The 25,053-nt window shown below is 69.0% G+C and carries 23 protein-coding genes; 10 read left to right on the top strand and 13 right to left on the bottom strand.

What is annotated here, in order from left to right:
- Window positions 1-336: 336 nt before the first annotated feature.
- A complete protein-coding gene (locus HUX53_RS29155; protein ID WP_176406425.1) occupies window positions 337-1,146 on the bottom strand; it encodes a phosphotransferase in 810 nt (269 codons plus the stop codon).
- A 22-nt stretch (window positions 1,147-1,168) separates the two neighbouring features.
- A complete protein-coding gene (locus HUX53_RS29150; protein ID WP_176406424.1) occupies window positions 1,169-1,699 on the bottom strand; it encodes a hypothetical protein in 531 nt (176 codons plus the stop codon).
- Window positions 1,700-1,895: 196 nt separating this feature from the next.
- Here HUX53_RS29150 and HUX53_RS29145 point away from each other — a divergent pair, with 196 nt between their 5' ends.
- Window positions 1,896-2,933 (top strand): transcriptional regulator, encoded by a 1,038-nt coding sequence (locus tag HUX53_RS29145; protein WP_176406423.1) that lies wholly within the window; start codon window positions 1,896-1,898, stop codon window positions 2,931-2,933.
- A gap of 230 nt (window positions 2,934-3,163) precedes the next feature.
- Here HUX53_RS29145 and HUX53_RS29140 read toward each other — a convergent pair whose 3' ends face one another.
- Both HUX53_RS29140 and HUX53_RS29135 read right to left on the bottom strand, forming a co-directional pair.
- Window positions 3,164-3,388: a DUF397 domain-containing protein gene (locus tag HUX53_RS29140; RefSeq protein ID WP_176406422.1), complete on the bottom strand. Its 225-nt coding sequence runs from the start codon at window positions 3,386-3,388 to the stop codon at window positions 3,164-3,166.
- On the bottom strand, window positions 3,385-4,242 hold the full coding sequence (locus tag HUX53_RS29135) for a helix-turn-helix transcriptional regulator (protein WP_176406421.1): 858 nt from the start codon (window positions 4,240-4,242) through the stop codon (window positions 3,385-3,387). Before HUX53_RS29135 ends, HUX53_RS29140 begins: the two co-directional genes overlap by 4 nt.
- 199 nt (window positions 4,243-4,441) lie before the next feature.
- On the opposite strand from HUX53_RS29135, the gene HUX53_RS29130 reads away from it, so the two are divergent.
- On the top strand, window positions 4,442-5,197 hold the full coding sequence (locus HUX53_RS29130; RefSeq protein WP_176406420.1) for an ATP-binding protein: 756 nt from the start codon (window positions 4,442-4,444) through the stop codon (window positions 5,195-5,197).
- Window positions 5,198-5,291: 94 nt separating this feature from the next.
- Here HUX53_RS29130 and HUX53_RS29125 read toward each other — a convergent pair whose 3' ends face one another.
- Complete coding sequence (locus tag HUX53_RS29125; protein ID WP_176406419.1) at window positions 5,292-5,975, bottom strand: pentapeptide repeat-containing protein; 684 nt, start codon at window positions 5,973-5,975, stop codon at window positions 5,292-5,294.
- Window positions 5,976-6,243: 268 nt separating this feature from the next.
- On the opposite strand from HUX53_RS29125, the gene HUX53_RS29120 reads away from it, so the two are divergent.
- Window positions 6,244-7,065, top strand: a complete 822-nt coding sequence (locus HUX53_RS29120; RefSeq protein ID WP_176406418.1) for an aminoglycoside phosphotransferase family protein — start codon at window positions 6,244-6,246, stop codon at window positions 7,063-7,065.
- Between the two features lie 98 nt (window positions 7,066-7,163).
- Here the strand turns inward: HUX53_RS29120 and HUX53_RS29115 are convergent, their stop codons facing one another.
- The 5 genes from HUX53_RS29115 to HUX53_RS29095 form a co-directional block, all read right to left on the bottom strand.
- Entirely contained in the window at window positions 7,164-7,874 is a 711-nt protein-coding gene (locus HUX53_RS29115) for a bifunctional 2-polyprenyl-6-hydroxyphenol methylase/3-demethylubiquinol 3-O-methyltransferase UbiG (protein ID WP_176406417.1), read from the bottom strand.
- 104 nt (window positions 7,875-7,978) lie between these two features.
- A complete protein-coding gene (locus HUX53_RS29110) occupies window positions 7,979-9,166 on the bottom strand; it encodes a hypothetical protein (protein ID WP_176406416.1) in 1,188 nt (395 codons plus the stop codon).
- Between the two features lie 83 nt (window positions 9,167-9,249).
- Window positions 9,250-10,317, bottom strand: coding sequence for a sugar phosphate nucleotidyltransferase (locus HUX53_RS29105; RefSeq protein ID WP_176406415.1), 1,068 nt, complete (start codon window positions 10,315-10,317; stop codon window positions 9,250-9,252).
- 34 nt (window positions 10,318-10,351) lie between these two features.
- Window positions 10,352-11,515, bottom strand: coding sequence for a glycosyltransferase family 1 protein (locus tag HUX53_RS29100; RefSeq protein ID WP_217920050.1), 1,164 nt, complete (start codon window positions 11,513-11,515; stop codon window positions 10,352-10,354).
- Between the two features lie 109 nt (window positions 11,516-11,624).
- Entirely contained in the window at window positions 11,625-12,329 is a 705-nt protein-coding gene (locus HUX53_RS29095; RefSeq protein ID WP_176406414.1) for a class I SAM-dependent methyltransferase, read from the bottom strand.
- A gap of 66 nt (window positions 12,330-12,395) precedes the next feature.
- Between HUX53_RS29095 and HUX53_RS29090 the strand changes: the two genes are divergently transcribed.
- Together HUX53_RS29090 and trxA are read left to right on the top strand one after the other, a co-directional pair.
- Entirely contained in the window at window positions 12,396-13,364 is a 969-nt protein-coding gene (locus HUX53_RS29090; protein WP_217920056.1) for a lysylphosphatidylglycerol synthase transmembrane domain-containing protein, read from the top strand.
- Entirely contained in the window at window positions 13,361-13,684 is a 324-nt protein-coding gene (trxA, locus tag HUX53_RS29085; protein WP_176406413.1) for a thioredoxin, read from the top strand. Before HUX53_RS29090 ends, trxA begins: the two co-directional genes overlap by 4 nt.
- On the opposite strand, the gene HUX53_RS29080 is transcribed toward trxA, so the two are convergent.
- From HUX53_RS29080 to HUX53_RS29070, 3 genes are all read right to left on the bottom strand, one after another.
- Window positions 13,659-14,747, bottom strand: a complete 1,089-nt coding sequence (locus HUX53_RS29080) for a glycosyltransferase family 4 protein (RefSeq protein ID WP_176406412.1) — start codon at window positions 14,745-14,747, stop codon at window positions 13,659-13,661. The two genes, trxA and HUX53_RS29080, sit on opposite strands and share 26 nt — an antisense overlap.
- Window positions 14,748-14,751: 4 nt before the next feature.
- Entirely contained in the window at window positions 14,752-15,672 is a 921-nt protein-coding gene (locus tag HUX53_RS29075) for a glycosyltransferase family 2 protein (RefSeq protein WP_176406440.1), read from the bottom strand.
- Window positions 15,673-15,839: 167 nt separating this feature from the next.
- Entirely contained in the window at window positions 15,840-17,864 is a 2,025-nt protein-coding gene (locus HUX53_RS29070; protein WP_255205741.1) for a hypothetical protein, read from the bottom strand.
- Between the two features lie 149 nt (window positions 17,865-18,013).
- On the opposite strand from HUX53_RS29070, the gene HUX53_RS29065 reads away from it, so the two are divergent.
- The 5 genes from HUX53_RS29065 (at window position 18,014) to HUX53_RS29045 (ending at window position 25,018) form a co-directional block, all read left to right on the top strand.
- Complete coding sequence (locus HUX53_RS29065) at window positions 18,014-18,853, top strand: TIGR03089 family protein (RefSeq protein WP_176406411.1); 840 nt, start codon at window positions 18,014-18,016, stop codon at window positions 18,851-18,853.
- 115 nt (window positions 18,854-18,968) lie between these two features.
- Window positions 18,969-20,390, top strand: coding sequence for an LCP family protein (locus HUX53_RS29060; protein ID WP_176406410.1), 1,422 nt, complete (start codon window positions 18,969-18,971; stop codon window positions 20,388-20,390).
- Between the two features lie 11 nt (window positions 20,391-20,401).
- Window positions 20,402-21,535: an acyltransferase family protein gene (locus HUX53_RS29055; protein ID WP_176406409.1), complete on the top strand. Its 1,134-nt coding sequence runs from the start codon at window positions 20,402-20,404 to the stop codon at window positions 21,533-21,535.
- Window positions 21,536-21,552: 17 nt separating this feature from the next.
- Window positions 21,553-22,719, top strand: coding sequence for an acyltransferase family protein (locus HUX53_RS29050; RefSeq protein ID WP_176406408.1), 1,167 nt, complete (start codon window positions 21,553-21,555; stop codon window positions 22,717-22,719).
- Window positions 22,706-25,018 carry a bifunctional glycosyltransferase family 2 protein/CDP-glycerol:glycerophosphate glycerophosphotransferase gene (locus HUX53_RS29045; RefSeq protein ID WP_176406407.1) on the top strand — a complete coding sequence of 771 codons (2,313 nt, stop codon included), beginning with the start codon at window positions 22,706-22,708 and terminating at the stop codon, window positions 25,016-25,018. Before HUX53_RS29050 ends, HUX53_RS29045 begins: the two co-directional genes overlap by 14 nt.
- The last annotated feature ends 35 nt before the right edge of the window (window positions 25,019-25,053 follow it).

Below are 25,053 nucleotides of genomic sequence, written 5' to 3'. Positions count from 1 at the left end.
TCGAGGGCCAGTCTGCCACTCCCCAGCGCCGGCCTGCTCCTCGGTCAGCCTCCGCTCGTTAGCCTCGTAGTTGCGTACGGTCTGCTTCTGAGCCTGAACCTGCGCAGGTCATGGGCCATCCAGTGCCAGTGCTAGTCCATCGGATCAAGCGAGTCCGCGAACCCATGGGGTCGGCCCGGGCCGTCCCCGCCGCAGGACGGTCCGGGAGGACGATGTCGACGGCCGCGGTCTGCAGATCGTCGAGCACCTCGCCGAAAGCCGGGGCAAGCGCTCGTCCCCGACCGGCACGACTCCCTGTCCTCCCCAGTGGAAGAGCGAGGGGCGCTCTTGACGTGCTTAATGTCGGTCGCGTCGGTACATCGCCCACCGGACGGCCGCGTCAACGACCGCCCGCGCCCACGGGTGAGTGGGCGTCCAGAACGCCTCCAGCCAGGTCGTGGCCAGAAGCCGGGCGTAGTAGTCGACCACTTCGGGGGCGGCATGCCGCCAAGGGGCAAGGTCGCACACGACGGCCTCGGCGTCCTTGGGAGTGTGGCCGCACGCGATGAGGTTGACCACCAGGTCGGCCGGGTTCACCAGCGGCGCTCCGCGCGACGCCATGCCCCAGTCGACCAGCCGCGCGCCCGCACCGGTCATCAGGACGTTCCCGGCGTTCAGGTCGGTGTGCAGCAGCGCCGTCCCGGCGATCCGGGGCAGACGCTCGGGGACCACGGCGTAATCAGACCATCGGCCCTCGAACCACTGCACGTCCACACCGGCGGGCACCTTCAGGCCGTCCACCGTTGCGAGGGCGTCCAAGACGGCGGGCAGGTCCCGTGAGCCGGGCGTGTAGTCCACGCGCCGCCCCTCCTCGTACTCGAACCCGAGCAGCCGCCACCCGCCGACCTCCATATCGCACACCAGAGCCGGGGAAACCGCTAGGACGTGCGGGTTAACGCTGGCCTCACGGCCGAGTTGCGCGGCCGCGCGCTCGTGATCCAGCGGTGCGCCTTTCAGGAACACCCTCCCGGCGGCGAGATGGGCAACGACGGCGAGCGCGGAACGCCGGCCGTCGCCGATCTGCTCGACCTTCACCGGCGAGCCCAGCTCGCGCTGAACGGCGTCGCGCGCTGTGGTCGGCAGGCTCTCCCACTCGATGCGGTCCATGGTGGGAGAGCCTGCCATGCGGTCAGGCACTGCGCGGCCCGGACGCGTCCGCGGCGGGCGGGGGCGCGCCGGTGTCGGCGTCGCACCCGAACGCCTTCGCCTGCTCGATGACCTTGGCGACGCACGGGTTGGGCGGGCAGCACGGGTAGGCGGCGTCCGCCCAGTGCTCGGTGTCGACGCGATACCCGGTGGCGTTCAGCGCGGGCAGCGTCCGGGCGATCTCGTCCTCGTCCGAGGTGACGCCGGGCGCGGGCGGGATGTGGTGCAGGTAGTAGCCGAGGTGCTCCTCGCACCAGCGCGTGTAGTCCTGCGAGTGGAGCAGGAACGCGTGCCAGCCGGGGTCGACGGTCTCGGACATGGCCAGCCGCACGCCGGGGTTCTCGGCGACAGCGCGCAGCCACACCAGCGCCTGCCCGACGACGCCCTCGGCGTAGGCACGGGTGACGCCCTGGTCCTTGGCGACGTAGGCGGACAGCTTGGTGAACAGGCCGTCGTCGACCAGTTCGCGCGGGTCGTGGGCGGCCAGGGCCGTCCACTCGGTGGTGCGGGTCATGGTGACCTTTTATGGCGCGCCTCATGGATGGTGTCCGCGGCCAGGGATGCGCGCCTTCTCCTGACTGCGATTCATGGGGTGTTGCTTCGGTCACTGTCAGTGAAACCGCGGTGGGCGTCGCACAGGGAGGGGGATGATGGGGGATGGCAGGGGACGCACATCCCCTCCGCTCCGGACGGTCGGAAGGTGCATCGCAGTGTTCCCCGGCAAGAAGGCCATCGGATTACGCCTGCGCAAGGCGCGCGAGGCCCCGCCGTACTGGTCGCGGCCTGACCTGGCAAGACTGCTGCGCGCGGCGGCCGACCCCCGCGACAGGCCCGGCCTGCCCCATGTCAGCCCCCTCGCCGAGATGATCAAACATTGGGAGGCGGGGAAGTTCGTCCCAGGTCACCGATACCGGCCGCTGTATGTGAAAGTGACCGGCATGAGTGAGGACGATCTTTTCGGCGCCGACGAGGCGCTGACCCCCGACGATCGAGACCGGCTCGCCCAAGCCATCGCACGCCCCGCCCGAGTCGACCTCACCGTCGTCGGCTCCCTCGCCACCATCCTCGCCGCGCAGCGTCGCCTGAACGACACCGCCGACCCCGCCGCGATCCTGCCCGCCACCCTCGCCCAGACCGACGTCGCCACGACCCTGCTGCAGGCGGCCCGTGGTCCCGTACGCGATGCCCTCGCACCGGTGGCCGCCGAGTACGTCCAGTTCTCCGGGTGGCTGCGCGCCGAGCACCGCGACGACCAGCGTGCCGCGCACCTGCTCACCGACGCCGAAGCCCTCGCCGACGACGCCGGGTCGGGCGAGCTCGCCGCGCAGGCCGTGAACTTCAAGGGCTACCTCGCCCGGCAGCAGGGCAACGCGCGCGGCGTGGTCCGGCACTTCCTCACCGCTTACCACACGCCCGGTGCCGCGCCCGCGCAGCGGCTCGGCGACGCCGTCCTGGCCGCACACGGTCACGCCCTCCTCGGCGACCATGCGGACGCGCGGCGGCTGCTCGCCGAGGCCGAGACGCTCGAGGACGCCGCGGCGTCCAGCCTGCCGCCGGACACCGCGTACTGGCTGACGCCAGACTTCCAGCACGTCAACATCGGGCTCGCTCTGCTGGGGCTCGGCGAGCACGACGCGGCGGCCGAGCACCTTCAGGCGGGGCTGGAGTCGCTGCCGCCCGACCAGCGCGACGCGGCGTGGACGGCCGAGTACCGGGACGCGCTTCGGCAGGCGCGGGAGGCCCCCTGACGCTAGGCGCCCGGCAGGTACGCCGCGAGGGCGGAGACGAGCCGCCAGGAGTGCACGGTGACCTCCCCGCCAGGCCACACCGCACAAGTCGTCGATGAGATCGGCATCTTGACAGGTCACCCCCCGTTTGGACATCGCCGTATCGATGTCAACAGCCGGAGCGCCCACCGACGTCCGAAAATGCAACCCGCCGCACCTCGGCCCAAGGTGCGGCGTGGGACGGGGTCGACTCAGAGGTCGTAGAAACCTCGCTTGATCTGCGACACCATCGCCGCCCACGCATCCTGCTTCAGGGCCAAGACCCCGCCTTCGGGATCCTTGGAGTCCCGGACCAGGTGACGCGTGTCGCGGACACAGGTCTCGACACAACCGTTCGCACCCTCGCTGTGGCTGCTCTTACGAAAGACAGTCCGATGAAGACGGAGACTGGACACTTTGTCCCTCCATGCACTCATTGTCGCGCTAGCTGTTCGAGCATAGCCACCGACTCCTCGGGGCCCAGCGCCATGGCTGCCATTTGCTCGAACGCCAGCGAGTACGTGTGCACTTCCTTCTCGTCCTCGATGTAGAGAGCGCTCGTCATGTTCTCGACGTACACCACATTGGGGGTGAACCGTTGGGGAAATCCCAGCACAGCGAAGCTCCCCACGACTCCGGGGTGCCCACCGGCGGCTACGGGCATGATCTGAAACATCACGTTCGGCTGCTCGGTCAACTCGATGATGCGTCTGTACTGGGCTCGCATCACCTCTGGACCGCCGATGACTCGCCTGAGCGCCGTCTCGTCCAAGATCGTCCAAAGGCGCGTCGGGTCTTCCCGTTCCGCCCAGGCATGCTGGCGTGCCATACGGGCCGTGACGCGACGCTCGACTTCTGAGGCCGGCGAGAAGCGCATCAAGATCGACTTAGCCACATGATGGGTGTACTCCTCGGTCTGCATTAGGCCGTGCACGAGGCCCATCGTGTAGGAGTTGAGCCACTCGGCTTCAGCTTCCAGGCCCATGTAGGTGGCGTAGTCCGCAGGCAGGCTGTTCTCGTAGACGTCCCACCAGCCGCGCTGCCTGGCCGTACGGGCAAAGCGGGCGAGCGTGTCCAAGCGCGGCCCGCTCACGCCGTAGAGGGTCAGCATCTGCTGAACCTCGCCCACGGTGACACTGCGGATCGCGTTCTCGATCCTGGACAGCTTGGTCTTGCTCCAACCGAGCCGTTCAGCGGCCTCTTCCAAGTTCAGCGCTGTCGTGGATTCCCTGAGCCTCCGCAACTCGCTGGCGAGGCGGCGCTCACGGACCGTGGGTGGCCTGGTTGTCATGTGACCGAGCATGCCCGGTGAGTAGTCGCGTCTCAAGCCGTTTGGGGAAGCAACCCAAAATGATCTTTAGATTCTTCCCTGAAACAGTTGCGGTCTTGGTTTAGACCTTCCATTATGTGACTCGCGACACACAACGGAGAGTGACCATATGTCGCTTTCCGTGCCACTTGCGGCAGTACATGGAGGAGGTCGGGCTTCGATGGAGGTCAAGGGGGCGTGGGGGCTGGTGACCGGGGGGCTGTGCGCGTGGCGGCTGCCGGGGGACGAGAGCAGGCCGGCGACGGCGCGGCGCCTCGTCCGGCAGACAATGTCCGAACTGCGGCTCGACCGGGACGTGATCGAGGACGGTGAACTAGCCGTCTCCGAAACCGCGACCAACGCGCTACGGCACGCCGGGCACGCCCAGGGCGACCGGCCGCCCACCATCCCGGAGCTGTGGATCTGGGCGCGGACCGTCCCCTCCCCCCAGCTCATCGTCTCCGTCTTCGACGGCGCGCGGACGGCCGCACCGCACACATCCGGGGCAGGGCTGCTGGACGAGCACGGCAAGGGCCTCGAACTCGTCCGCCAAGTCACCGCCGCCTGGGGCAGCACCCCGACCCGCTCCCGCGTCGACACCACGTCCACCCTCGGCAAGAGGGTCTGGTTCGCCCTACCGCTCCCCCACGACTGGCCCGGCCTGCACTACCGCGTCCACCCCGGGACCGCCGCGCATCACCTGCTCCTCAACCTCACCCGCCGCGGATTCAAAGGCCAACGCAACACCACCGAAGACGGCCTCTCCGTCCTCGTCTTCCCCACCCTCAACGTCTGGGTCCACCGCCGCACCTTCTGCTGGTGGTCCACTCCGCACCGCTACCTCCGCCGCCCCCTCATCGACCTCCAAGAGACCACCGAACTCCTCACCCACCACTTGGACACCACCCACGCCCCTGCCTGCTCCCCACTCCCCTGAGAAATCCGTCCAGCGGTGGGACGAGCCGGCACGGCGACCGTCGGGAAAGCACACCGCCGACTGCTACAAGAGACTGAAGCCAAGCGGCACCTGATCAGTCTTCGATGACGATGCCCAGCGCCGACGACAGTGCGTACACCAGTGTGTGGGCGTCGGCGCTCGGCACGATCGCCCCGGCGAGACTCTGGATTCCGCCGACACCGTCGAGATTGCAGTCGACCAGCCGGGTGCCTTTCATGTCGGCATTGCTGAATTGAGCTGCGGTCAGCTTGCACCCCTCGAACCGGACACCACGCAGGTCGGCGCTCTGGAAGTTGGACTCTGACAGATTGCAGTCGCGGAACACTACGTTCGTTAGCCGTGAGAACCGGAATGATGTCAGGTCGGCGCGGCAGGAGTCGAACAGCACGTCACGGAATCCGCAGCTAGTGAGATGCATTCCGGTCATACGGCAGTTGGCCACCGTCGTATTAAAGACCCGGGAGTCGGGCATCCGGAGATTGGCCAGGTCACAGCCTTCGAACGCGACATCCGTGATACTCACACGCCGCATCGTTCCCGTCGAAAGACATGTCCCCCGAAACCGGCAACGCTCGAATTCAACATCCTCGGCATCGAATCCCGTAATGATCTCCGGGCCATACTCCAGCGAAAGATATATGCCGTCGTCGGTCGGCTCATCACCCGGAACCTGAGCAAGTGTGAGCCTCTCAGGAATCTTCGGCCCGACAGGCTCTTTAAGACGCTTCCCTTGTCGCGATACTCCGTGCGCGGCCATAGCTCGACCCTACTGGTCGAACAGCACTGCGTCGCGGAGAAATGCGCACCGCCGAGTCACCGCACACGTGCTGCCGGTGCCGATGGAGCAGCAGGCAAGCCCGGGAGGACGACATCGACGGCTGCGCAGATCGCCGAAAGCTGGGCCACCGCCCGTCCCTGAACGCCAGCAAGCCACACGGGCGCGATGCCACCTTCCGTGATCCCGACAGGCACCGTCGTCGAGGGCGTCCGTGAGATCTTGGGGGGCGGCAGAGCGAGGGGCGGGGGTGTTCGTGGACGGGACGTCGAGCACGCACCTGATCGAGCTGCGGCCCAATGTGGTGATCAAGCGCTACCGCGCCTGGAGCAACAACGAGCCCCACCGCGAGTGGCGTGCACTGACCCTGCTGCATGAGCACGCCCCAGGTAGCGCGCCCGCACCAATCAGTGCCGACCTGCACACTGAGCCGCCCGCTGTGGTGATGTCCCGGTTAGACGGTGTGTCGTTGGAGGGCGACTTCACCGCGGATGTGGCTACGGCCGTGGCTCGTACGGTCGCTCGGGTTCAGGAAGCGATCCCCTCGCGCGCTCTGAACGACGTGCCGGTTCGTGCCGGGCATCCAGTCGAGATGTTGCAGCAGGTTCGGACGTGGTGTGCGGCTGTCTCCCGTCCAGTGGTCGACCCCTTGGTGGTCAAGGCGTTCGAATCAGCGACGGCCTGGATCCGGCAGCCCGCGCTGGAGGACGTGCTCGGACGTCCGATGCGGCCTGTGTTCGGCACCGGTGACGGGAACCTGGCCAACTTCCTGTGGGACGGCACCGACGTGCGCCTCGTGGACTTCGAGTACTCCGGCCGCAGCGACCGTCCCTACGAACTGGCTGAGTTGACCGAGCACATCTCCATACGGGTGGCGGACGGCCACGGCATGGAACACGTACTGGACTGCTTCGACCTGAGCGCGGCCGAACTCGGCAGGCTCAAGACCTGCCGACGGCTTCTCGCCCTGTTCTGGCTGCTGAGGATTCTGCACAACGGCCGCGACACGCCGACCCTGGCACGCCAGGCGGCTCGGCTACTGGCTCTGCTCGACGGCCCGGGGCTTAGCTGACACCCGCCTTGATCCTGCGCCACGGACGTCGGCCCCTGCCGCCCCGCCGCAGGAGGCGCGATACGGCGGTCCGGGTGGCCGCATGTCTCGCGAACCGATCAGGGGCTCAGGACGGCGAGCATGCTTTCTCGTTCCATGCTGTATTTGCGCGCCATGGAGTCGGGTATCGAGACGCCCTGTTTGCAGACGAAGGCGAGGACATCTTCGATCTCGACCATGTCAGAGCCGGTTGCTCGCGTTATGGTCGTGCGCAAGGTGTCCTCGGTGAAGTAGTACATGTGGTCGCTGTTGAAGTGGACGTACGCGGCGCCCTGCTCGGCGAGAAGGCGGCCCCCGTAACGCGGGGTAAGAAGCACGATCGCGCCTCCGGGCGCCGTCAGGCCGGCCGCCCAACGCAGAGCTTCCACCGGGTCGGGCAAGTGCTCGATCACATCGATCATCGTGACGACGTCAAACACCGCTTCGCCGACGAGGCCGGATGCACCTATATCGGCCCGTGTGAACTGCCCGCCGCCCGTGTTCGCCCGCGCTCGCTCGATCGCATGGTCGGAGCCGTCCAAGCCCGTCGCATCGACACCTCGTTCGGCCAGCGCGTTGACCAGAAACCCGCCGCCACACCCCAGGTCGAGAACGCGTCTCGCACCCAAGGTGAGGGAGAGCACCATGTCCGCCAGCGCGGATGAGATCTCCGACCGGGGCGCAGCCTCCGCACCGAAGTAGTCGCGGTAACCGGGTCCGGGAGCGCCCGCCCGCCGATAGTAGTCCTCGTCGTAAGAACAGCGCACCAGTTCGCCAGTGTGCTCGACCATGGAGACGAGCGAGCAGCCATGGCACCGCACCACAGTACCCATGGACAATTCGAACTCGGTTTCATGGTTCGTACCCGAGCAAAGTATGCACGGTTGGCAAGAGGTCACCCTTCATGCTCCGAGCCCGCAAGGTGACGCCTGGCCTCCCCGAGCGTATAGACGCTCCCGGGCGAGAACTCTCCGGCGAACAAGGCTTCAGTGAGATCAACTCCGAAGAGGTCCCAAGCGCTGATGTCCTGAATCTCCCAGTTGGCCTTGAGTGACGGGAGTTCGCGACGCGCAAATTCAGGGTCCCGGATGTAAGCGAGACCACAGATGTCAACTTCGCCGTTCAGAGCGTCGAAGCCGAACCCGAGGATCCGGAAGTCCAGTCCCCCGTCCTCGTGGGCGGCGATGAGGCGGGTGATCGGTGGCTCCTGGTAGAACCAGGTCGGGTCCACGCGATTTCCCCGCTTCTCGACCTCCGCACCTCCGTACAACTCCTCATAAGCCTCGCGAAGGAAGTTGTGGAAGACCGAGACCGGCGTCCGGTCGGACAGATCCATCGACTGGCAGCCGAAGACGGGAACGACGGCGAGCGCGCCACCATAGATCGACACCGAGTGCGAGCGTCGCTGGATCAGGACCCGTGGCCGGCCGCCCTCAAGAAAGACGAACGCGCATTGCATACCGAAGCCGTTCGCTCCCCTGCGCGCGTGCGCCGCGTCGTCCACGCTCCCGAGAACCGCGTCCCTGATGGGTGTGGGGCGCCTCGGATTGCGGACTGCGGCGTACGTCTCGTCCTCCAGGGCACCGCACGCGGACAGGAACTGGAAGTACTCCGCCAAGGCCAGTTTTATGCGGGGGCCTTCCTCAGTCTCCTGGACCTCCCGCACCACGGCCAGAAGGTCGTTCCAGGGTTCACCGTTCTCGTCGTCGACCGCCAGATAAGCGCGGCGTCGCCGCAGGACCTCCTCGTCCAACTCCGTGTCCGACCGGCAGTGCGGCGACTCCTGCTGGACAAGGACATTTTCGTCGAAGCCGTGATTCGTCCATGACGGCTTTGTGAGGAATGGGCCGATCCGACGGCGGTTACCGTCCACCAGCAGGTAAAGATCGTCGAGCCTGTCGCGATGCAGGTAGTACTCCAGCAGCCAACCGTGGGTGAACCGCGGATGGCGCTGTTCCCTGATACGGCGGGAGCCTGCCGACTCCTTCGCATTCGCGATCCGCTGCCGCACTGATCGCACGCTCACCCCCAGCGTGAAGGCCAATCCCGAGGCCACAAGGTTGATGATCAGATCCTGTGTCACGGGCCACCCGCCGGTCTCGCCTTTCGAGGAGCCTTGACGAAATCCGATCACATGCGACCGGAAATCATCCTCCCCGTTTGAGGCTACTCGGGGGAGAAGCGGACGGCGGTCGCCGGCAGTTCCACATTCGGCCAGACTCGAGCGCCGTTGATCAGTTGATTCCCCTGGCCTACGGTCGCGCCGTCGCCGATGACGCAGTCCTCCAGGACGACACCGGAGCAGATGCGGGCGCCGTCGCCGATGACCGAACGGATGACCCGGGCGCCGGGCTCGATGACGACGCCGTCGAACAGGACGCTGGACTCGACGCGGGCGTCCGCGCCGACTCTCGCTCCGGCGCCGACGACGGTGCCGCCGCCGACGCGGGCGCTGGGTGCCACGGAGGCATCGTCGAGCAGGAGGACGCCATGCTCGTTCGCCGTGACGACCGGGGACGCCAGCGCACCGAGTACGAGGTCGCTGACGCCCCGGACGAACGCGGCGGGCGTCCCCACGTCCAACCAGTACGCGGCCTCGACATAGCCGCAGACCGGCTCGCCTGCGGCGAGCAGTTCGGGGAAGGTCTCATACTCCGCCGACACGACCCGTCCCACGGGGATGCCGTCGATCACCGAGCGGCGGAAGACGTAACAGCCGGCGTTGACCTGGTTCGTAGGCGGGTTGGGGGACTTCTCCACGAAGTCGAGGACCCGGCCGTCCGGCGACGTCGGGACTGAGCCGTACCGGCGGGCGTCGTCGACCAGGGTCAGGTGCAGGGTGACCGCGGCCTCCCCCTTCTCGTGCGCGGCGATCTGGGCGGAGATGTCATGCCCGGAAAGGATGTCGCCGTTCAGAACGAGGACGGGGCTGTCCGCATCGCACGCCAGGGCGGTGGAGGCGTTGCGGATCGCGCCCGCAGTGCCGAGCGGTTCGTCCTCGGTCACATAGACGATCTCCATGCCGAGGCGCGTACCGTCACCGAATGCCTCGGTGAACATCTCCGCGCGGTATGAGGTGGCGAACACGATGCGTGTCACGCCCGCGTTGCGCGCTCGCGCCAGCTGGTGCTCCAGCAGTGGCGCTCCCGCCGCCGGGAGCAAGGGTTTCGGGGTGGAGATCGTTAGGGGGCGCAGGCGGGTGCCCTGGCCTCCCACCAGGAGGATCGCTTCCACTCGGTTCCTTTCTCCACGCGGTTGGAGAGAGATCCTAGTGGGTGTGGGTGGTGGTGTATTGGGCGACTGCGCGCTGGTAGGAGGCCATGTGGGCTTCGGCGGAGGCCGTCCAGGAGAACTCGCGGGAGCGGGTGTGGGCTGCTTCGGCCAGTTCGGCGCGGCGGGACGGGGCGTCGATCAGGGCCGTCAGGGCGTCCGCTATGCCGGGTGCGTCGGGTTCGGTGTAGGCGACCGCCTCGCCGCCTACCTCGGGGAGGGGGCCTCGGGGGGTTGTGAGGACCGGGGCGCCGCAGGACATGGCCTCTAGGACGGGCAGGCCGAAGCCCTCGCCGCGGCTTGGGATCGCGACGACCAGGGCGCCGCCGAAGAAGCCGGGGAGGGACGGCCACGGTAGGTAGCCGGGGCGTAGGACGCGCAGGTCCAAGGGGACGGTTGCCAAAGCCGCGTCTACCTCGTCGTCCCAGCCTCCGCTGCCTGCTAGGACCAGGGCGGGGGCGTCGGGGCGGTTCGCGCAAGCCTTGGCCCAGCCTCGGATCAGGTTCGGGACGTTCTTGCGGGGTTCGAGGGCGCCCAGGTAGGCGATGTAGGGGCGGCCGTGTAGGCCTAGGCGGTCGGAGACCTGTTTTATCTCGGCCTCGGAGGGGCGGTGGAAGACCTCGTGGTCAACGCCGTGGTAGGCGACGTCTATGTGCGCCGGGTCCGCGCCTAGGACGCTCACCAGTTCGTCGCGGGTCGCGCGGGACGGGGCTATCAGGCGGGTCGCGCGGCGGGCGGCGGTGCGGGTTGCCGACTTGATGTACGAGGTGCGGACGGGGTCGTGCAACTCGGGTTCGGCGAAGAGGGTCACGTCGTGGATCGTCACGACGGTGGGCAGGGCGGCGCTCACCGGCATCGTGTAGGTCGGCAGGTGGATGACCTCCGCGCCGACCCCCTCGGCGAGGTGCGGCAGGCCCGACTGTTCCCAGGCCAGGCGGGTGGCGCGGTGCGCCAGCGTCGCCGGGCCGGCGACCACCCGGGCCCCGGGGACGAGGCCCTCGTAGCGTTTCTCGTCCGCCCGCTGGCAGGCGACGGCGAGATCGGCGCCCTGCGCGTGCAGGGCGCACAGCAGCCCGTCCACGTACCGGCCGAGCCCGCCGCGGTCGGCAGGCACGGCGGTGGCGTCGAGGAGAATTCGAGGCGCCACGGTCCATTCCCCCATCCAAGCGCGGTGGTGTAGATCACTCTTTACCCTCCGAGCCTACGCCCGCAGGGCGCACGCTCGGGTGACCCCGTTGCACGCGATTCACGATGAGGCCCCTACCCGATCGCTACCTCTTACGCGCCTGGACGAGCACGATGCTGCCGCGCTCGTTCGGGGCCTTGCGGTCGGCGAGGGCGACGAGCGGGGTCAGCGGGGCGGCGGCATTGAAGCCGACCTTGCCGCCGTAGGTGGAAAGCGACAGGTAGAGGCGTTCCGTGGCGGCCGTCCGGAACTGGTAGCTGTGCTTGACCAGGTCGAGGCCGCGCTCGTCCATCAGCTTGCGCAGGCTGTCGTGGGTGTAGGTGTGCTGGACGTGGTACTTGGCCTTGTGCGCGTCGCGCAGTTTCGGCCACGTGTCGGCGCGGCTCAGCACGTCGGCGGACATGAAGATCTCACCGCCGGGCTTCAGCACTCGCGCCATCTCGTCCAGCGACTTGCCGCCGTCGTCGAAGTGCTCGATCGCGCAGACGGACAGGATCGCGTCGAACGTCCCGTCCGCGAAGGGGAGCCGCAGCGCGTCGCACTCGATGAGCGCGGGGGCGTTCGCGAGCGTCCGGCCGTAGACCATCTTGCCGCGGGCGAGGTCGATCGAGACGGCGTCGGCGCCGCGCTTGCGCGCCTGGCCGGCCCAGTAGCCGTCGCCGCCCGCGACGTCGAGGACGCGCTTGCCGCGCAGGTCCCGGCCCAGCCAGTCGAGCAGCGTCCCCGCCTCGCGGTACCGGCACACGTGCACCTGGTGCCCCATGAAGGCGACCACATCGGAAATCTTCATCGTGTCCCAACTCTAGGCCGCGCGGGCGGGTGGGAGGTCGCGTTCGCCTAGGCTGGGCGGGTGAGGATGAAGGTCGTCGCCGTGCGGGCGCTGCGGGTGGTGCTGGTGCTGCTCGCGCTGGCGTTCTGCGGCTACAGCGTGGCCTCCCAGTGGGACGCGACGGTGCGGGCGTTCGAGCAGATGTCCTGGGCCGCGCTCGCCGGGGCGCTGGCGGCGGGCCTGGCCGGCCTCTTCATCTGGATGCTGGGCTGGCGGGAGTTCCTCGCCGGGCTCGGGTCGCCGCTGCCGGTGCGGGCCATCTTCCGGATCTCCGGGATCTCCCAGCTCGGCAAGTACGTGCCGGGCAAGGTGTGGGCGCTGGTCACGCAGATCGAGATGACCCGCGAGCACAAGGTGCCGCCGGAGCGCAGCTTCGGCTCGACGATGCTGGCGGTCGCGACGTCCACGGCCTGCGGGCTGATGGTCGCGGCGGTGACACTGCCGCTGACGTCGAAGGCGGCGCGGGACGAGTACTGGTGGCTGTTCCTGCTGGCACCCGTCCTGCTGGTGCTGCTGCACCCGAAGATCGTGACGTGGGCGCTGGGGACGATGCTCCGGCTCATCCGCCGGCCGCCGCTGGAGCACCCGGTGAGCCTCGCCGTCACGCTGAAGGCCGTCGGCTGGACGGTCCTCGGCTGGGTCCTGTTCGGCGTGCACACCTGGCTGCTCTGCATGGCCGTCGGCGGGGACGGGACGGGCCTGCCGTTCGTCGTGACCGGCGCCTACGCGCTGGCGTTCGTCGCCGGCTTCCTGGTGTTCATCGCGCCGGGCGGCATCGGCGCGCGGGAGGCCGCGCTGACCGTGGTGCTGACGCCGGTGCTGCCGGCGGGCGCACCGGTCGTGGTCGCGATCGCGTCGCGGGTGCTGCTGACGCTCGCCGACCTCATCAACGCGGGGGTGGCCTTCCTGCTGGGGCGTACCGCGCCGGCGGCGGGGAATGAACCGCCCCCCAAAGAACTTGTGACGGGAACACAGCCTACGAAGGAGGGACCGTGACGGCCCCGATCACCGTGACCGACGCGACATTCGCGGACGAGGTCCTCAAGAGCGACATTCCAGTGCTGGTCGACTTCTGGGCCGACTGGTGCGGGCCGTGCCGCATGATCGCCCCGATCCTGGAGCAGATCGCCGAGGAGCAGGACGGCAAGATCAAGATCGCGAAGATGGACTACGACGCGAACCCGGACACGCCGAACAAGTACGGCGTGATGGGGCTGCCGACCCTGCTGCTCCTCAAGAACGGCGAGGTCGTCCAGCAGATCGTCGGCGCCAAGCCGAAGCGCGCTCTGCTCAAGGACATCGAACCGCACCTGTGAGCGCGTCGAGGTAGGCGGCCCAGAGGGGCCCGTGGTCGACCGGGCGGACGCCGGAGCGGAGGCGCTCCGGCTCGCCCGGTTCGTAGAAGCGCCGCAGCGCGGACGCCAGGGACGCCACGTCGTCCGGGCGGCAGACCAGGCCGTCCTCGCCGTCGCGGATCTGGGCCGCGAAGCCGCCCACGTCGGTGGCGATGACCGGCAGCCCGTGCTCGTAGGCCATCCAGACGTTCTGCGACGCGGTCGCCGTCCGGTACGGCAGGACGAGCGCGTCGGCGGCGGCGAACAGTCCCGGAACGTCGGCGGCCGGGACGTATCCGGGACGCAACTCCACCCGTGAGGCAAGGTCGAGTGACCTGATCAGCTCGCGGGTCTCGTCCAGGCCGCCCCAGAACTCGCCCGCGACGGTCAGCGCCACGTCGTCCGGGCCCTCGGCCAACGCGCGCAGCAGAACGTCCAAGCCCTTGTACGGGCGGACGATCCCGAAGAACAGCAGCCGCCGCCGCACCTTCTGATCGGCCGGCGACACACTCCCCGCCGCAGGTAGGTGCGCGGCCATCTCCGCGACCCGCACGGGACGGTCGGTAAGGCCGCGCGCCACATCCGCCTGCGCCTCGGTGTGGACGAGCACGCCGTCCACCTTCCGTAGAAGCCGCTTCATCAGCGGTTCGTCGTACGGCTTGCGCTCATGCGGCAGGACGTTGTGGCACAGCGCCACCACCCGCGTCCCGCGCCGGATACCGCTCAGAATCCCCAGGTAGGACGGCACCTGGACGGTGCTCAGCACCACCAGGACCACCAGGTCGTACGAGCGCAGGGCGCGGCCCGTTCGCCACCAGCCGTCCGGACGCCGCCAGTCGAGCCGGTGCCGGGTGCCGGGGAACGGCTCGCCCTCCGGCTCCGCGATCGTCTGCTGCCCCGGATACAGGAACCCCGGGTACTGGGCGCGCCACGACTCGATGGCGACGTCGTGCCCGGCGGCGGCCAGCCGGTGCGCCAGCTCGGTCGTGTGCCGGGCGCCGCCGCCCTTGTACGGGAACGCCGGCCCGACGATGGCTACGCGCATGCCGCTAGACGTCGCCGCGCGATCGGACGATCAGGTCGGCGAGCAGCGCCAGCGACGCGATGATCAACCCGGTCACGAAGATCATGATGGTGTTGTTGGCGAAGTAGCCGAAGTGCACCACCATGTCGAACACGCCCTTGCCGAGCCCGATGAGGATCAGCCACAGCGCGGGCGGCATCAGCACCTTGAGCGGGTTGAAGTACATGACCATCCGCAGCACCTGCAGGATGTAGCGGTAGGCGTCCTTGGTGAAGTGGAACTTCGACTTCCCGGCCCGCTTCGCGTAGTCGATCGGCATGTACCGGACGGGGTGCTGGTTCGACAGAAACGCGATCGTGATCGTCGTGACGCAGGAGAACCCGGGCGGCAGCAGCCGCAGGTACGGCAGCGACACCTCGCGGCGGAACGCGCGCAGCCCCGAGTTCAGGTCGGGGATCTTGGAGTTGGTGAGCCGCTCGGCGACCTTGCGGATGAACCACTTGGCGGGGACGCGCAGCATCTTGTGCGTCCCCTCCTCGCTGGTGCGCGCCCCGACGACCTGGTCGATCGACGGGTCGGTGTCCAGGACGTCCACGAGGTCGGGGATCCGCTCGTTCGGGTAGGACATGTCGGCGTCCGTCCACACGACGATCTCGCCGCGGGCCTGCTGGGAGCCGATGCGCCGGACCGTCCCCGAGCCGCTGTTGTGCTGGAACGCCATGACCCGCATGTTCGGGAAGCGCGGTTCGGCCTCGCGCAGCCGGGCGAGCGTGTCGTCGGACGAGCAGTCGTCGACGGCCAGCAGCTCGTAGGTCTTGCCGCTGTTGTCCATCGCCTTGCAGATGCGCTCGACCTCGTCGATCACGTGGTCCTGCTCGTTGTAGCAGGGCAGGACGATCGTGACGTGGACGGGCCCGGACGCCGGCTCCACGGGCTCGGCCGCCACCGCGGGTTCGGGCGGCGCCTCGTCGGGCGCGGCCGCGACCTCGGCGGGCGCGGCGGGCTCGGCAGGTGCGGTCGGCTCGGCAGACTGGGTGCTCACGCACCGCGAGGATACTCGCCCCGGCCTACCTCAGCAGCCTCCTCGCCCCACGAGGGCACGCGAACGGGCGGCTACGGCGCGGACGGTTCGGCGAGCCAGACGTCCATGACCAGCCCCCACGTCCCGCCCGGCGGCTTGGAGAGGGTGCGCCCGTCCTGCCGCGTCCGCACGTGCAGGACGTGTTCCGGCGTCCCGTACGGCGCGACCTGCTCCCGCTTCGCCGCCATGATCACCGGCTGCCGCCCGGCCGCGAACACGCCGGCGATGACCCGCTTCATGTCGGCGGGCCCGGCCCCGCCGCGCACCCGCGCCGTGGGCACCCCGCACATCCCCCGCACGACCTGCAGGAACCGGTCCGCCGTCGACTGCTCGACCACCACGACCGAACTGCGCGCCGGCAGCGCGTCGCACATGCCTCGCACGGCGCCCACCTCGTGCTGCTCCGTCCGGGTCACCAGGAACCCGCCGGACGTCAGCACGATCGGCACGAGCATCAGCAGGACGCCGACGACGGCGCCCCGGTTCACCAGCTTCGGCCCGTACCCGAGCCGACGGACGCGCCGCACCGTCCACGCCGACGCGAACACGGTGAACAGCAGCAGGCCGGGGATGACGAGGCCGATCAGCCGCCGGGACGCCCACGGATGGTCCGGGGTGATGCCCGGCCGGATCAGCACCTGCGTCGTCGTCCAGACGATCATCGCGTAGGGCAGCAGCCACTCCGGCGAGCGTCCACCCAGCAGCCGCCGCACGATCAGCGCCGCGCCCAGTGTCGCGAACAGCAGCGCGGGGACGCCGATGTACCAGACGACCCAGTACAGGGACAGCTCCGAGTACTGCCGGGTGCCGTCCACCGGGAGGTGCTGGATCCGCTGCACCATCTCGATGAACCGGACGTTCAGCTCGTCGTCCTTCGTCGCCGGGATCCGCCGGACGGTCTGCACCAGCGGCCGGACCGCGAAGCCGATCATCACCAGCACCGTGAGTCCGGCGGCGACGCCCGGCAGCCGTCCGCGCGCGACCGCCGCGCCCAGCCGCCGCAGCCGCGTGCCCGTCCGGCCGACCCGCAGCAGCACGGCCATGACGGCCGTGGCGACGAGCACCGCCGCGCTGATGGCCAGCAGCGGCTTGATCGACGAGTCGAGGTACCGCAGGTAGGGCCGGGACAGCGTGAAGCCCTCGGCCAGCCCGGCGCCCGCGCCGAGCAGCAGCCCGCCGGCCACCCAGTACCCGGTGCGCCGCCGGAGCCCGATGAGCAGGCCGGCGAACGCGAGCACCGGCAGGACGTCCCGCAGCCCGTCGATGCGGACGAGCACGATCAGCCCGAGCGCCAAGGCCGCCAGGAACGCCTTCAGGTCCGCGACCCGGCCCTCGTCCCGGCGCATGTCGACCATCAGCGACAGCCCGCCCAGCAGCAGGACGATCGCGGGCAGCTCGCTGAACGTGCTGCGCGAGACGTAGAGCATCGGCAGCGTCAGCGCCAGCAGCAGCGCCCCGGCGGGCGCCCAGCGCGCGCCGACGAGCCGCGCGACGAGCCCGGCGAACGCGAGCACGCAGCACGCGCCGAGCAGCGGCGCCATGAGCAGGATCCCGTGCGTGCCGCCGAGCCAGCCGCCGAGCGCGAGGACCAGCGGCATCCCCGCCATGAACTGCGGGACGATCGCGCCGCCGTCCGCGTAGAAGGCGGGGCTCTCGAAGGCGAGGACGCCGTCCGGGCCGCCGAACGCGTCGACCGAACGCGGGATGGGCAGCGACCCGTGCTCGGTCAGCCAGGTCGCGAACTGGACATAGGACGCCGGGTCGCGGCGGACGACGATCTGCTCCGAGACCATGACCACCTGGAGCACCAGGAACGCGACGGTGATCGCGAGGACGCTCCCGGTCGTCCACCACGGCACCGGGCCCGGTTCTTCGCGCGGCCGGGACCGGAGCCCGAGCCACAGCACCACCGCCGCGACCGGCACGAACAGCGCGAACGCGGGCGCCGGACGGAACACGCCCGCCATCAGCAGCGGCAGCGCGACCGCCAGCCACGCCACGATGAGCAGGGCGGGGGCGACGGTGACGCGGACGAGCAGCCGACCAGCGTCCATCATCCCGCCCCGTGCTCGTGAACGCAGTGCTCGTCCATGCAGCGTTCGTCCGCTTGCGAATGGTTCATGGGGTGGTCATCCACCCGTGCGGAGCGTAGCGGCACCGGCCGGGTGGTGGCTTCTGGACGATCATGCGGGCATACGCTCGGGCCATGAGCGCACACGACCCGGGCGCCGCCACGCCCGCCGAGCTGCTGCGGCGGCGGGTGGCGGACGACCCGTCCAACCCGCTGGTCACCTTCTACGACGACGCGACCGGCGAACGCGTCGAGCTGTCCGCGCGGACGTTCGACAACTGGGTCGCCAAGACGGCGAACTTCCTGGTGGACGGCCTCGGCGCCGAACCGGGGACCCGGGTCGTGCTCGTCCTGCCGCCGCACTGGCAGACGGCGGTGTGGCTGCTGGCCTGCTGGTCGGCGGGGCTGGTCGCCGAGCCGGTCGACCCCGCGGAGGTGAAGGGCCGGAGCGGCGAACCGGTCAAGCCCTCGGGGCCGTACATCCTGGCGGCGGCTCAGGAGGTGCTGGACGACGTGGTCGACGACGCGGAGGCCGAGGAGGTCGTCGGGCTCTCACTGCACGCGCTCGGCGGCCCGCTCGCCGACTGCCCGCCCGGCGTGACCGACTACGCCGACGAGGTCCGCAGCTACGGCGACCGGTTCGATCCGGTGCCGGAGGTGACGCCCGAGACGCCCGCGTTGAGTGTGACAAACGCCACACTCGGCGGCGGGGAGCTCGTGGCGGCCGCCCGCGCGGCCGTCGAGAAATGGGAGCTGGACGCGCGCGACCGGCTCCTGGTTGACATGCCGTTCGCCACACTCGACGGGCTACTGATCGCGCTGCTCGCACCACTAGCCTCGGGTGCTTCCGTCATAATCCAACGAAACTTCGACAAAGCGACACTAGATCGACGTCTGACCGTGGAGCATGTGACGGTGGTGGCCGGTCCGCCCGGACCGAATGACGCATCCGGGCACCCGTACCGGCTCGCCTGACCTACGCTCTCCTTGCCCCAGACCCGTTACCCGACCCCTGAAAGCGGGCGATCCGCTGCGGGGGGATGACCCCCGCGCCCACCAAGAACCGCTGAGAACCCGGACCACGGAGCCGATGAACAGCAACCCGATGTACATGGAGTACGTCGACGACGCCGACCCGCAGCCGGCGCCGCGACGCGGCTGGCGCATCCTCGGATGGGTGTGCATCGGGCTGTCGGCCGTCATGGTCGCCGGCTCCCTCACCGCCTACGGCCTGTACCGCCAGGCGTTCGGGAACATCTCGCACGAGGACGTGAACGCGCAGCTCGGCCCCGACCGGCCGAAGAAGCTGAACAGCGCGATGAACATCCTGCTGCTCGGGTCGGACACCCGCGCGGGCGCCAACGGCAAGTACGGCCGCTCGCTGAAGAACGAGCTGCCCCGCTCGGACACGATGATCCTGCTGCACCTGTCGCCCGGCGGCGGGCAGGCGATGGGGATCAGCTTCCCCCGCGACCTGATGGTCCGGATGCCGTCCTGCAAGGACCGCCAGGGCGGGGTGCTCCCGGCCCAGTCCCGCGCGCAGATCAACTCGGCGTTCACCAACGGCGGCGCGGCGTGCGTCATCAAGACGATCGAGAGCATCTCCAACATCCGCATCGACCACTTCATGCAGGTCGACTTCAGCGGGTTCAAGACGATCACGAAGGCGGTCGGCGGCGTCCCGGTGTGCCTGCCGAAGGCGGTCAACGACCCCAAGTCCGGGCTCCGGCTCAGCAAGGGCAAGCACAAGATCTCGGGTGAGACGGCGCTGGCGTACGTGCGGGTCCGGCACGGGCTCGGCGACGGCTCCGACCTCGACCGCATCAAGCGGCAGCAGAAGTTCATGGGCGCCCTCGCCAACAAGGCGATGAGCGCGGGCACGCTCAGCAACCCCAAGAAGCTGCTGTCGCTGATGAACGCGGTCACCAAGTCGCTCACCACCGACAAGGAGCTGACGCCGCAGGTCATGATGGACATCGCCCAGGAGATGCAGGGCATGACCTCCGGAAAGCTGCGGTTCGTGACCGTCCCGTCCGGGCCCGACCCGCTCGACACGAACCGGGTGGCGCTCACCGACGCCGCGCAGCCGTTCTTCGCGGCCGTCCGCAACGACAAGACCGTCCCCAAGGAGCCGAAGGCGGGGAGCGCGAACATCCCGCCGAGCCAGGTGCGGGTGCGGGTCTACAACGGCAGCGGCATCAACGGGCAGGCCGGGCGCGTCGCCGACGACCTGGAGTCGCAGGGCTTCCAGGTGACGGTCGGCGGAAACGCGCCTTCCACCACCGCGAGCACCAGGGTGCTGTACGGTTCCGGTGCCGACCAGCAGGCCCAGACACTCGCCGGGCTGATCCCGAGCAAGCCGCAGCCGGCGGCGCGCGGCAAGGGCGCCACGCCGGGCGTCGTCGACCTCGTCGTCGGCAAGGACTGGACGAACCTCAAGAGCGCCGGTGCCGGCATCCCGAAGCAGCAGGGTGAGATCCGGGCCAGCGACAACATCTGCAAGGAGACCTGACCGGGCAGCCCATGACGTACACCACCAGGCCCTCCGGAGCCGACACCGCCCCGCACCCCGCACAGCCGCAGCCGACCGAGGCGGCAGCCCCCGGAGCGTCCGGGACGGCCGCCCCCGCACCCGCGGCCCGGCCCCGCAAGCAGCGCGACCCGTTCTTCGACAACGCGAAGTACTTCGCGATCCTGCTGGTGGTGTCCGGCCACTCCCTGGCCAACCTGCTGAACGTCCCGATGGCCAAGGGCCTGTACATCTTCATCTACATGTTCCACATGCCGCTGTTCATCGTGATCACCGGCTACTTCTCGCGGAACTGGACGTTCGCCGGCGGCAAGGCGCGCAAGCTCATCACCCACGTCGGCGTGCCGTACGTGGTGTTCGAGACGGCCTACTCGCTCTACGACTGGCTGGCCGGGCGCAACGAGCTGGAGATCAGCCTGCTGAACCCGTACTACCTGACGTGGTTCCTGATCGCGCTGTTCATGTGGCGGCTGTCCACCCCGGTCTGGCAGCAGATCCGCTGGCCGCTCGCGGTGGCGGTCGGGTTCGCGCTGCTGTCGTACATGAGCGACCTCGGCGGGACGTTCGACATCCACCGCGTCTTCGGGCTGCTGCCGTTCTACGTCCTCGGCCTGACGCTGCGGCCGGAGCACTTCGAGCTGCTGAAGAAGCCGATCGCGCGGCCGATCGGCGCGGTGGTGCTGGCCGTCGGCCTCACCGGCACCTACTTCGTGATGAACCACATGTCGCGGAACTGGATCTACTGGAAGCACGCGAACTTCGAGCTGCACGTCGGCAACTTCAGCGGCACGCTGATGCGGCTCGCCATGTTCGCCTGCGCGACCGTGTTCGTCGCGGCGTTCCTCAGCCTGATCCCGCGCCGCCGGTACTGGTTCACCCAGCTCGGCGCCTACACGCTCTACGCCTACCTGCTGCACGGGTTCGTCACCCGGCTGCTGAACTTCACCGGCTGGTGGGGCGCCGACTGGATGCACACGCCCCCCGGCGTCGTCATCGTGGTCTGCGGCGCCCTCGTGGTCGGGACGTTCCTGTGCTCCAAGCCCGTCGTCCGGTCCATGAGCTGGGCGCTGGAACCGAAGATGACCTGGGTCTTCACCCCGTTGCGGCGGCCCCGCGGGTCACGCTAGACGAAGACATCGGAGACATGACCGACATCCTTCCCCCCGCACCGCGATCGCCCGCGTCCGTCACCGTCCCGGACCCGGTGGCGCCGGATCCGGTGGCGCCGGGCGCGGCGGTCCCGGCCCAGCGGACGGGTGACCGGCCGGGCGGCGAGCGGCCCGCGCCCAAGCAGCGCGACGCCTACTTCGACAACGTCAAGTTCTTCTTGATCATGCTGGTCGTGCTCGGGCACTGCTGGGAGGTGTTCCGCAACGACAGCCACGCGGTGAACGCCGTCTACTCGCTCGTGTACGGCTTCCACATGCCGGTGTTCGTGTTCGTCTCGGGCTACTTCTCCCGCGGCTTCATGAAGAACACGGAGAAATTCCGGGTTATTTTCCCGACGCTGGTCGTTCCCTATGTGATTTTCGATGTCCTTTACCGGTTGCAGCTGGTGGTCATCCGGGGCAACGAGTTCAGCTTGCACGAGCTTTTCCGTCCGCAGTTCCTGATGTGGTTCCTCGTCGCGCTGGTGTTCTGGCGGCTGAGCGCCCCGCTGTGGGCGCATCTGCGGCACCCGGTCGCGGTGTCGGTGGCGCTGTGCCTGGTCGCCGGCAGCTGGAGCTTCAACGCCGACTCGACGCTGACCCGGACGGCCGGGCTGCTGCCGTTCTTCGTCCTCGGCCTCACCATCAGGCGCGACCGCGTCGACGCGCTGCGCGGCCCCGGCTGGACGCGCTGGGCGGGCGCCGCCGTGCTGCTCGCGGCGCTCCCGGTCGCCTACGTCTGGCAGCTCGGCAGCGTCGTTCCCAAGGTGGAGCGCGGCGTCCTGCTGTGGAACCGCGGCTACGAGCACATGGACTTCTCCGCGCTGGAGGGCATGGCGTACCGCCTGCTCGCGCTGGGGATCGCCACCGTCCTCGGCATCGCGTTCCTCGCGGCCGTCCCGCGCGGGCGCGCCTGGTACACCGCGCTCGGCACCCGGACGATGTACGTCTACCTCCTGCACGGCCTCGTCGTGAAGACGCTCGACTACGGCGGCGTCCTCGACGGCCACTTCTTCCAGACGCCGGCCGGCCTGCTGCTGGTCACCGCCGGCGGACTCTCACTCGGACTCCTGCTCGCCACCGTGCCCGTCCAGCGCCTTACCCACTGGGCCGTCGAGCCCAAGGGGCGATGGCTACTCAAGCCATCGCATGGCGGGACATAAGATCTACCTACGATCTGCGGGTATAGTCCAGATTCACCGAGTAGCTGAAGGCTTACGCGTGAGCACTGATCACGACATCTCATTGAGCATCATCGTTCCCGTGCACAAAGTGCAGGGGTACATCCGGCAGTGCCTGGACTCGATCCTCGACCCGGACCTGCCGAACCTTGAGGTCATCGCGGTCGACGACGCCTCGCCGGACGGCTGCGGTGAGATCCTCGACGAGTTCGCCGCGCGCGACCCGCGGGTCCGGGTGCGGCACCTCACCGAGAACGTCGGCCTCGGGCACGCGCGCAACGTCGGCCTCGACATGGCGACCGGCGACTACGTCTGGTTCTTCGACAGCGACGACTACGCGACCGAGGGCGCCGTCCGGGCGATCATGGACCGGCTGCAGGAGACGCACCCGGACGTGCTGATGTTCGACTACGCGCGGTCCTACTGGAACGGCCGGGTCAAGCGCAGCATCATCAACCACCTGTTCCGGGAGCCGCCCGCCCCGGACGTGTTCACGATCGCCGAGCGGCCGAGCCTGCTGGAGATGTTCACCTCGATCTGGAACCGGGCGATCCGCCGCGAGTTCATGATCGAGCACGGGCTGCGCTTCAACAGCGGCTACTACGAGGACGTCAGCATCACCTACCCGGTCCTGATGGCCGCGGAGCGGGTCAGCTTCCTCGACCGGGTCTGCTACGTCTACCGGCAGCGCCGCCGCGGCGCGATCACCAAGACGGCGAGCGCCAAGCACTTCGACGCCTTCGACCAGTACGACCGCATCTTCGCGTTCATGGACCACCTCGGCCCGTCCATGGACCCGCTGCGCCCGCTGATGTTCAACCGGACGATGTGGCACCTGCTGGTCATCATCGAGCGCGACGACCGCATCTACCCGTCGGAGAGATCGCGGTTCTTCGCCGAGATGTCGAAGACGTACGGCAAGTACAAGCCGGCCGGGCACGTCCCGCCGGACGACGAGCCGGGCCTCGCCGACAAGCACCGGGCGATCGAGCGGAACGACTTCAAGGCGTTCGAGCGCCTCAACTCGCCGACGCTCGGGTCCAAGGCTAGGAAGCGCTCGCGCAAGGTCGGCAAGCTGCGCAAGCGCGGCGTCCTCTACTCCAAGGAGGTCGCCAAGGACCGCTACTACCAGATGCGGCGGCGCATGCCGATCGAGGAGGACCTCGCCGTCTTCGCCGCCTACTGGTACCGCGGCTACGCCTGCAACCCGGCCGCGATCTACGAGAAGGTCCGCGAGCTGGCCCCGCACATCCGCTGCGTGTGGGTCGTGAAGCCGGGCGGCCGCAAGACCATGCCCGAGGGCGTCGACTACGTGGTGGCGGGGTCCGCCGAGTACTACCGGACGATCGCCGCCGCGAAGTACTTCGTCAACAACGTCAACTTCCCCGACCACCTCGTCAAGCGGCCGGGGCAGGTGCACCTGGAGACCCAGCACGGCACGCCGCTGAAGAAGATGGGCCTGGACCAGATGGAGTACCCGGTCGGCGCCGCCGACATGGACTTCAAGGCCCTCATCGAGCGGTCCGACCGCTGGGACTTCCTCGTCTCGGCGAACCCGCTGACCAGCGAGGCGTGGGAGCGCGGCTTCCCGTGCCACTACGAGATGCTGGAGATCGGCTACCCGCGCAACGACCGCCTGGTGCGGGCGACGCCGGAGGAGCAGGCGCGGCTGCGCGCGGAGCTCGGCATCCCCGAGGGCAAGACGGCGGTGCTGTACGCGCCGACGCACCGCGACTACCAGCGCCGCTACACGCCGATGTTCGACATCGGCCGGGTCGTGGAGCAGCTCGGCGACGACCACGTCCTGCTGCTGCGCGCGCACTACTACTACAAGCTGAAGGACATGGCGGCCGACCTGGGCTGGCCCGACGGCCGGGTGATCGACGTGTCCAAGCACCCGTCGGTCGAGGACCTCATGATCGCCTCGGACGCCATGCTCACCGACTACTCGTCGATCATGTTCGACTACGCCAACCTGGGCAAGCCGATCGTGATCTACGCCAACGACTGGGAGACCTACCGGCTCACCCGGGGCGTGAACTTCGACCTCACCGAGTTCCCGCCCGGCGTCGTCGCCTACACCGAGGCCGAGCTCGTGGACGCGTTCGTGTCGAAGGCGCCGTGGGGCGACGCGGCGTCGAAGAACCTGGAGGCGTTCCAGGCGCGGTTCTGCCCGTGGGACGACGGCGACGCGTCCGAGCGGGCCGTCCGCCGGGTGTTCCTGGGCGAGAAGATCGAGAATCCGCCGCAGAGCCCCACGGCGGACGCCGTGGCGCAGTAGCATCCGGCGCACGCCCCCGTTGCGCTCCCCCGGGC

The sequence above is a fragment of the Actinomadura sp. BRA 177 genome (assembly GCF_013372625.1).
Lineage (GTDB): Bacteria > Actinomycetota > Actinomycetes > Streptosporangiales > Streptosporangiaceae > Spirillospora.
The sequence above is the reverse complement of the archived record's forward strand: the minus strand, read 5'-3'. Positions and strand labels throughout refer to the sequence as shown.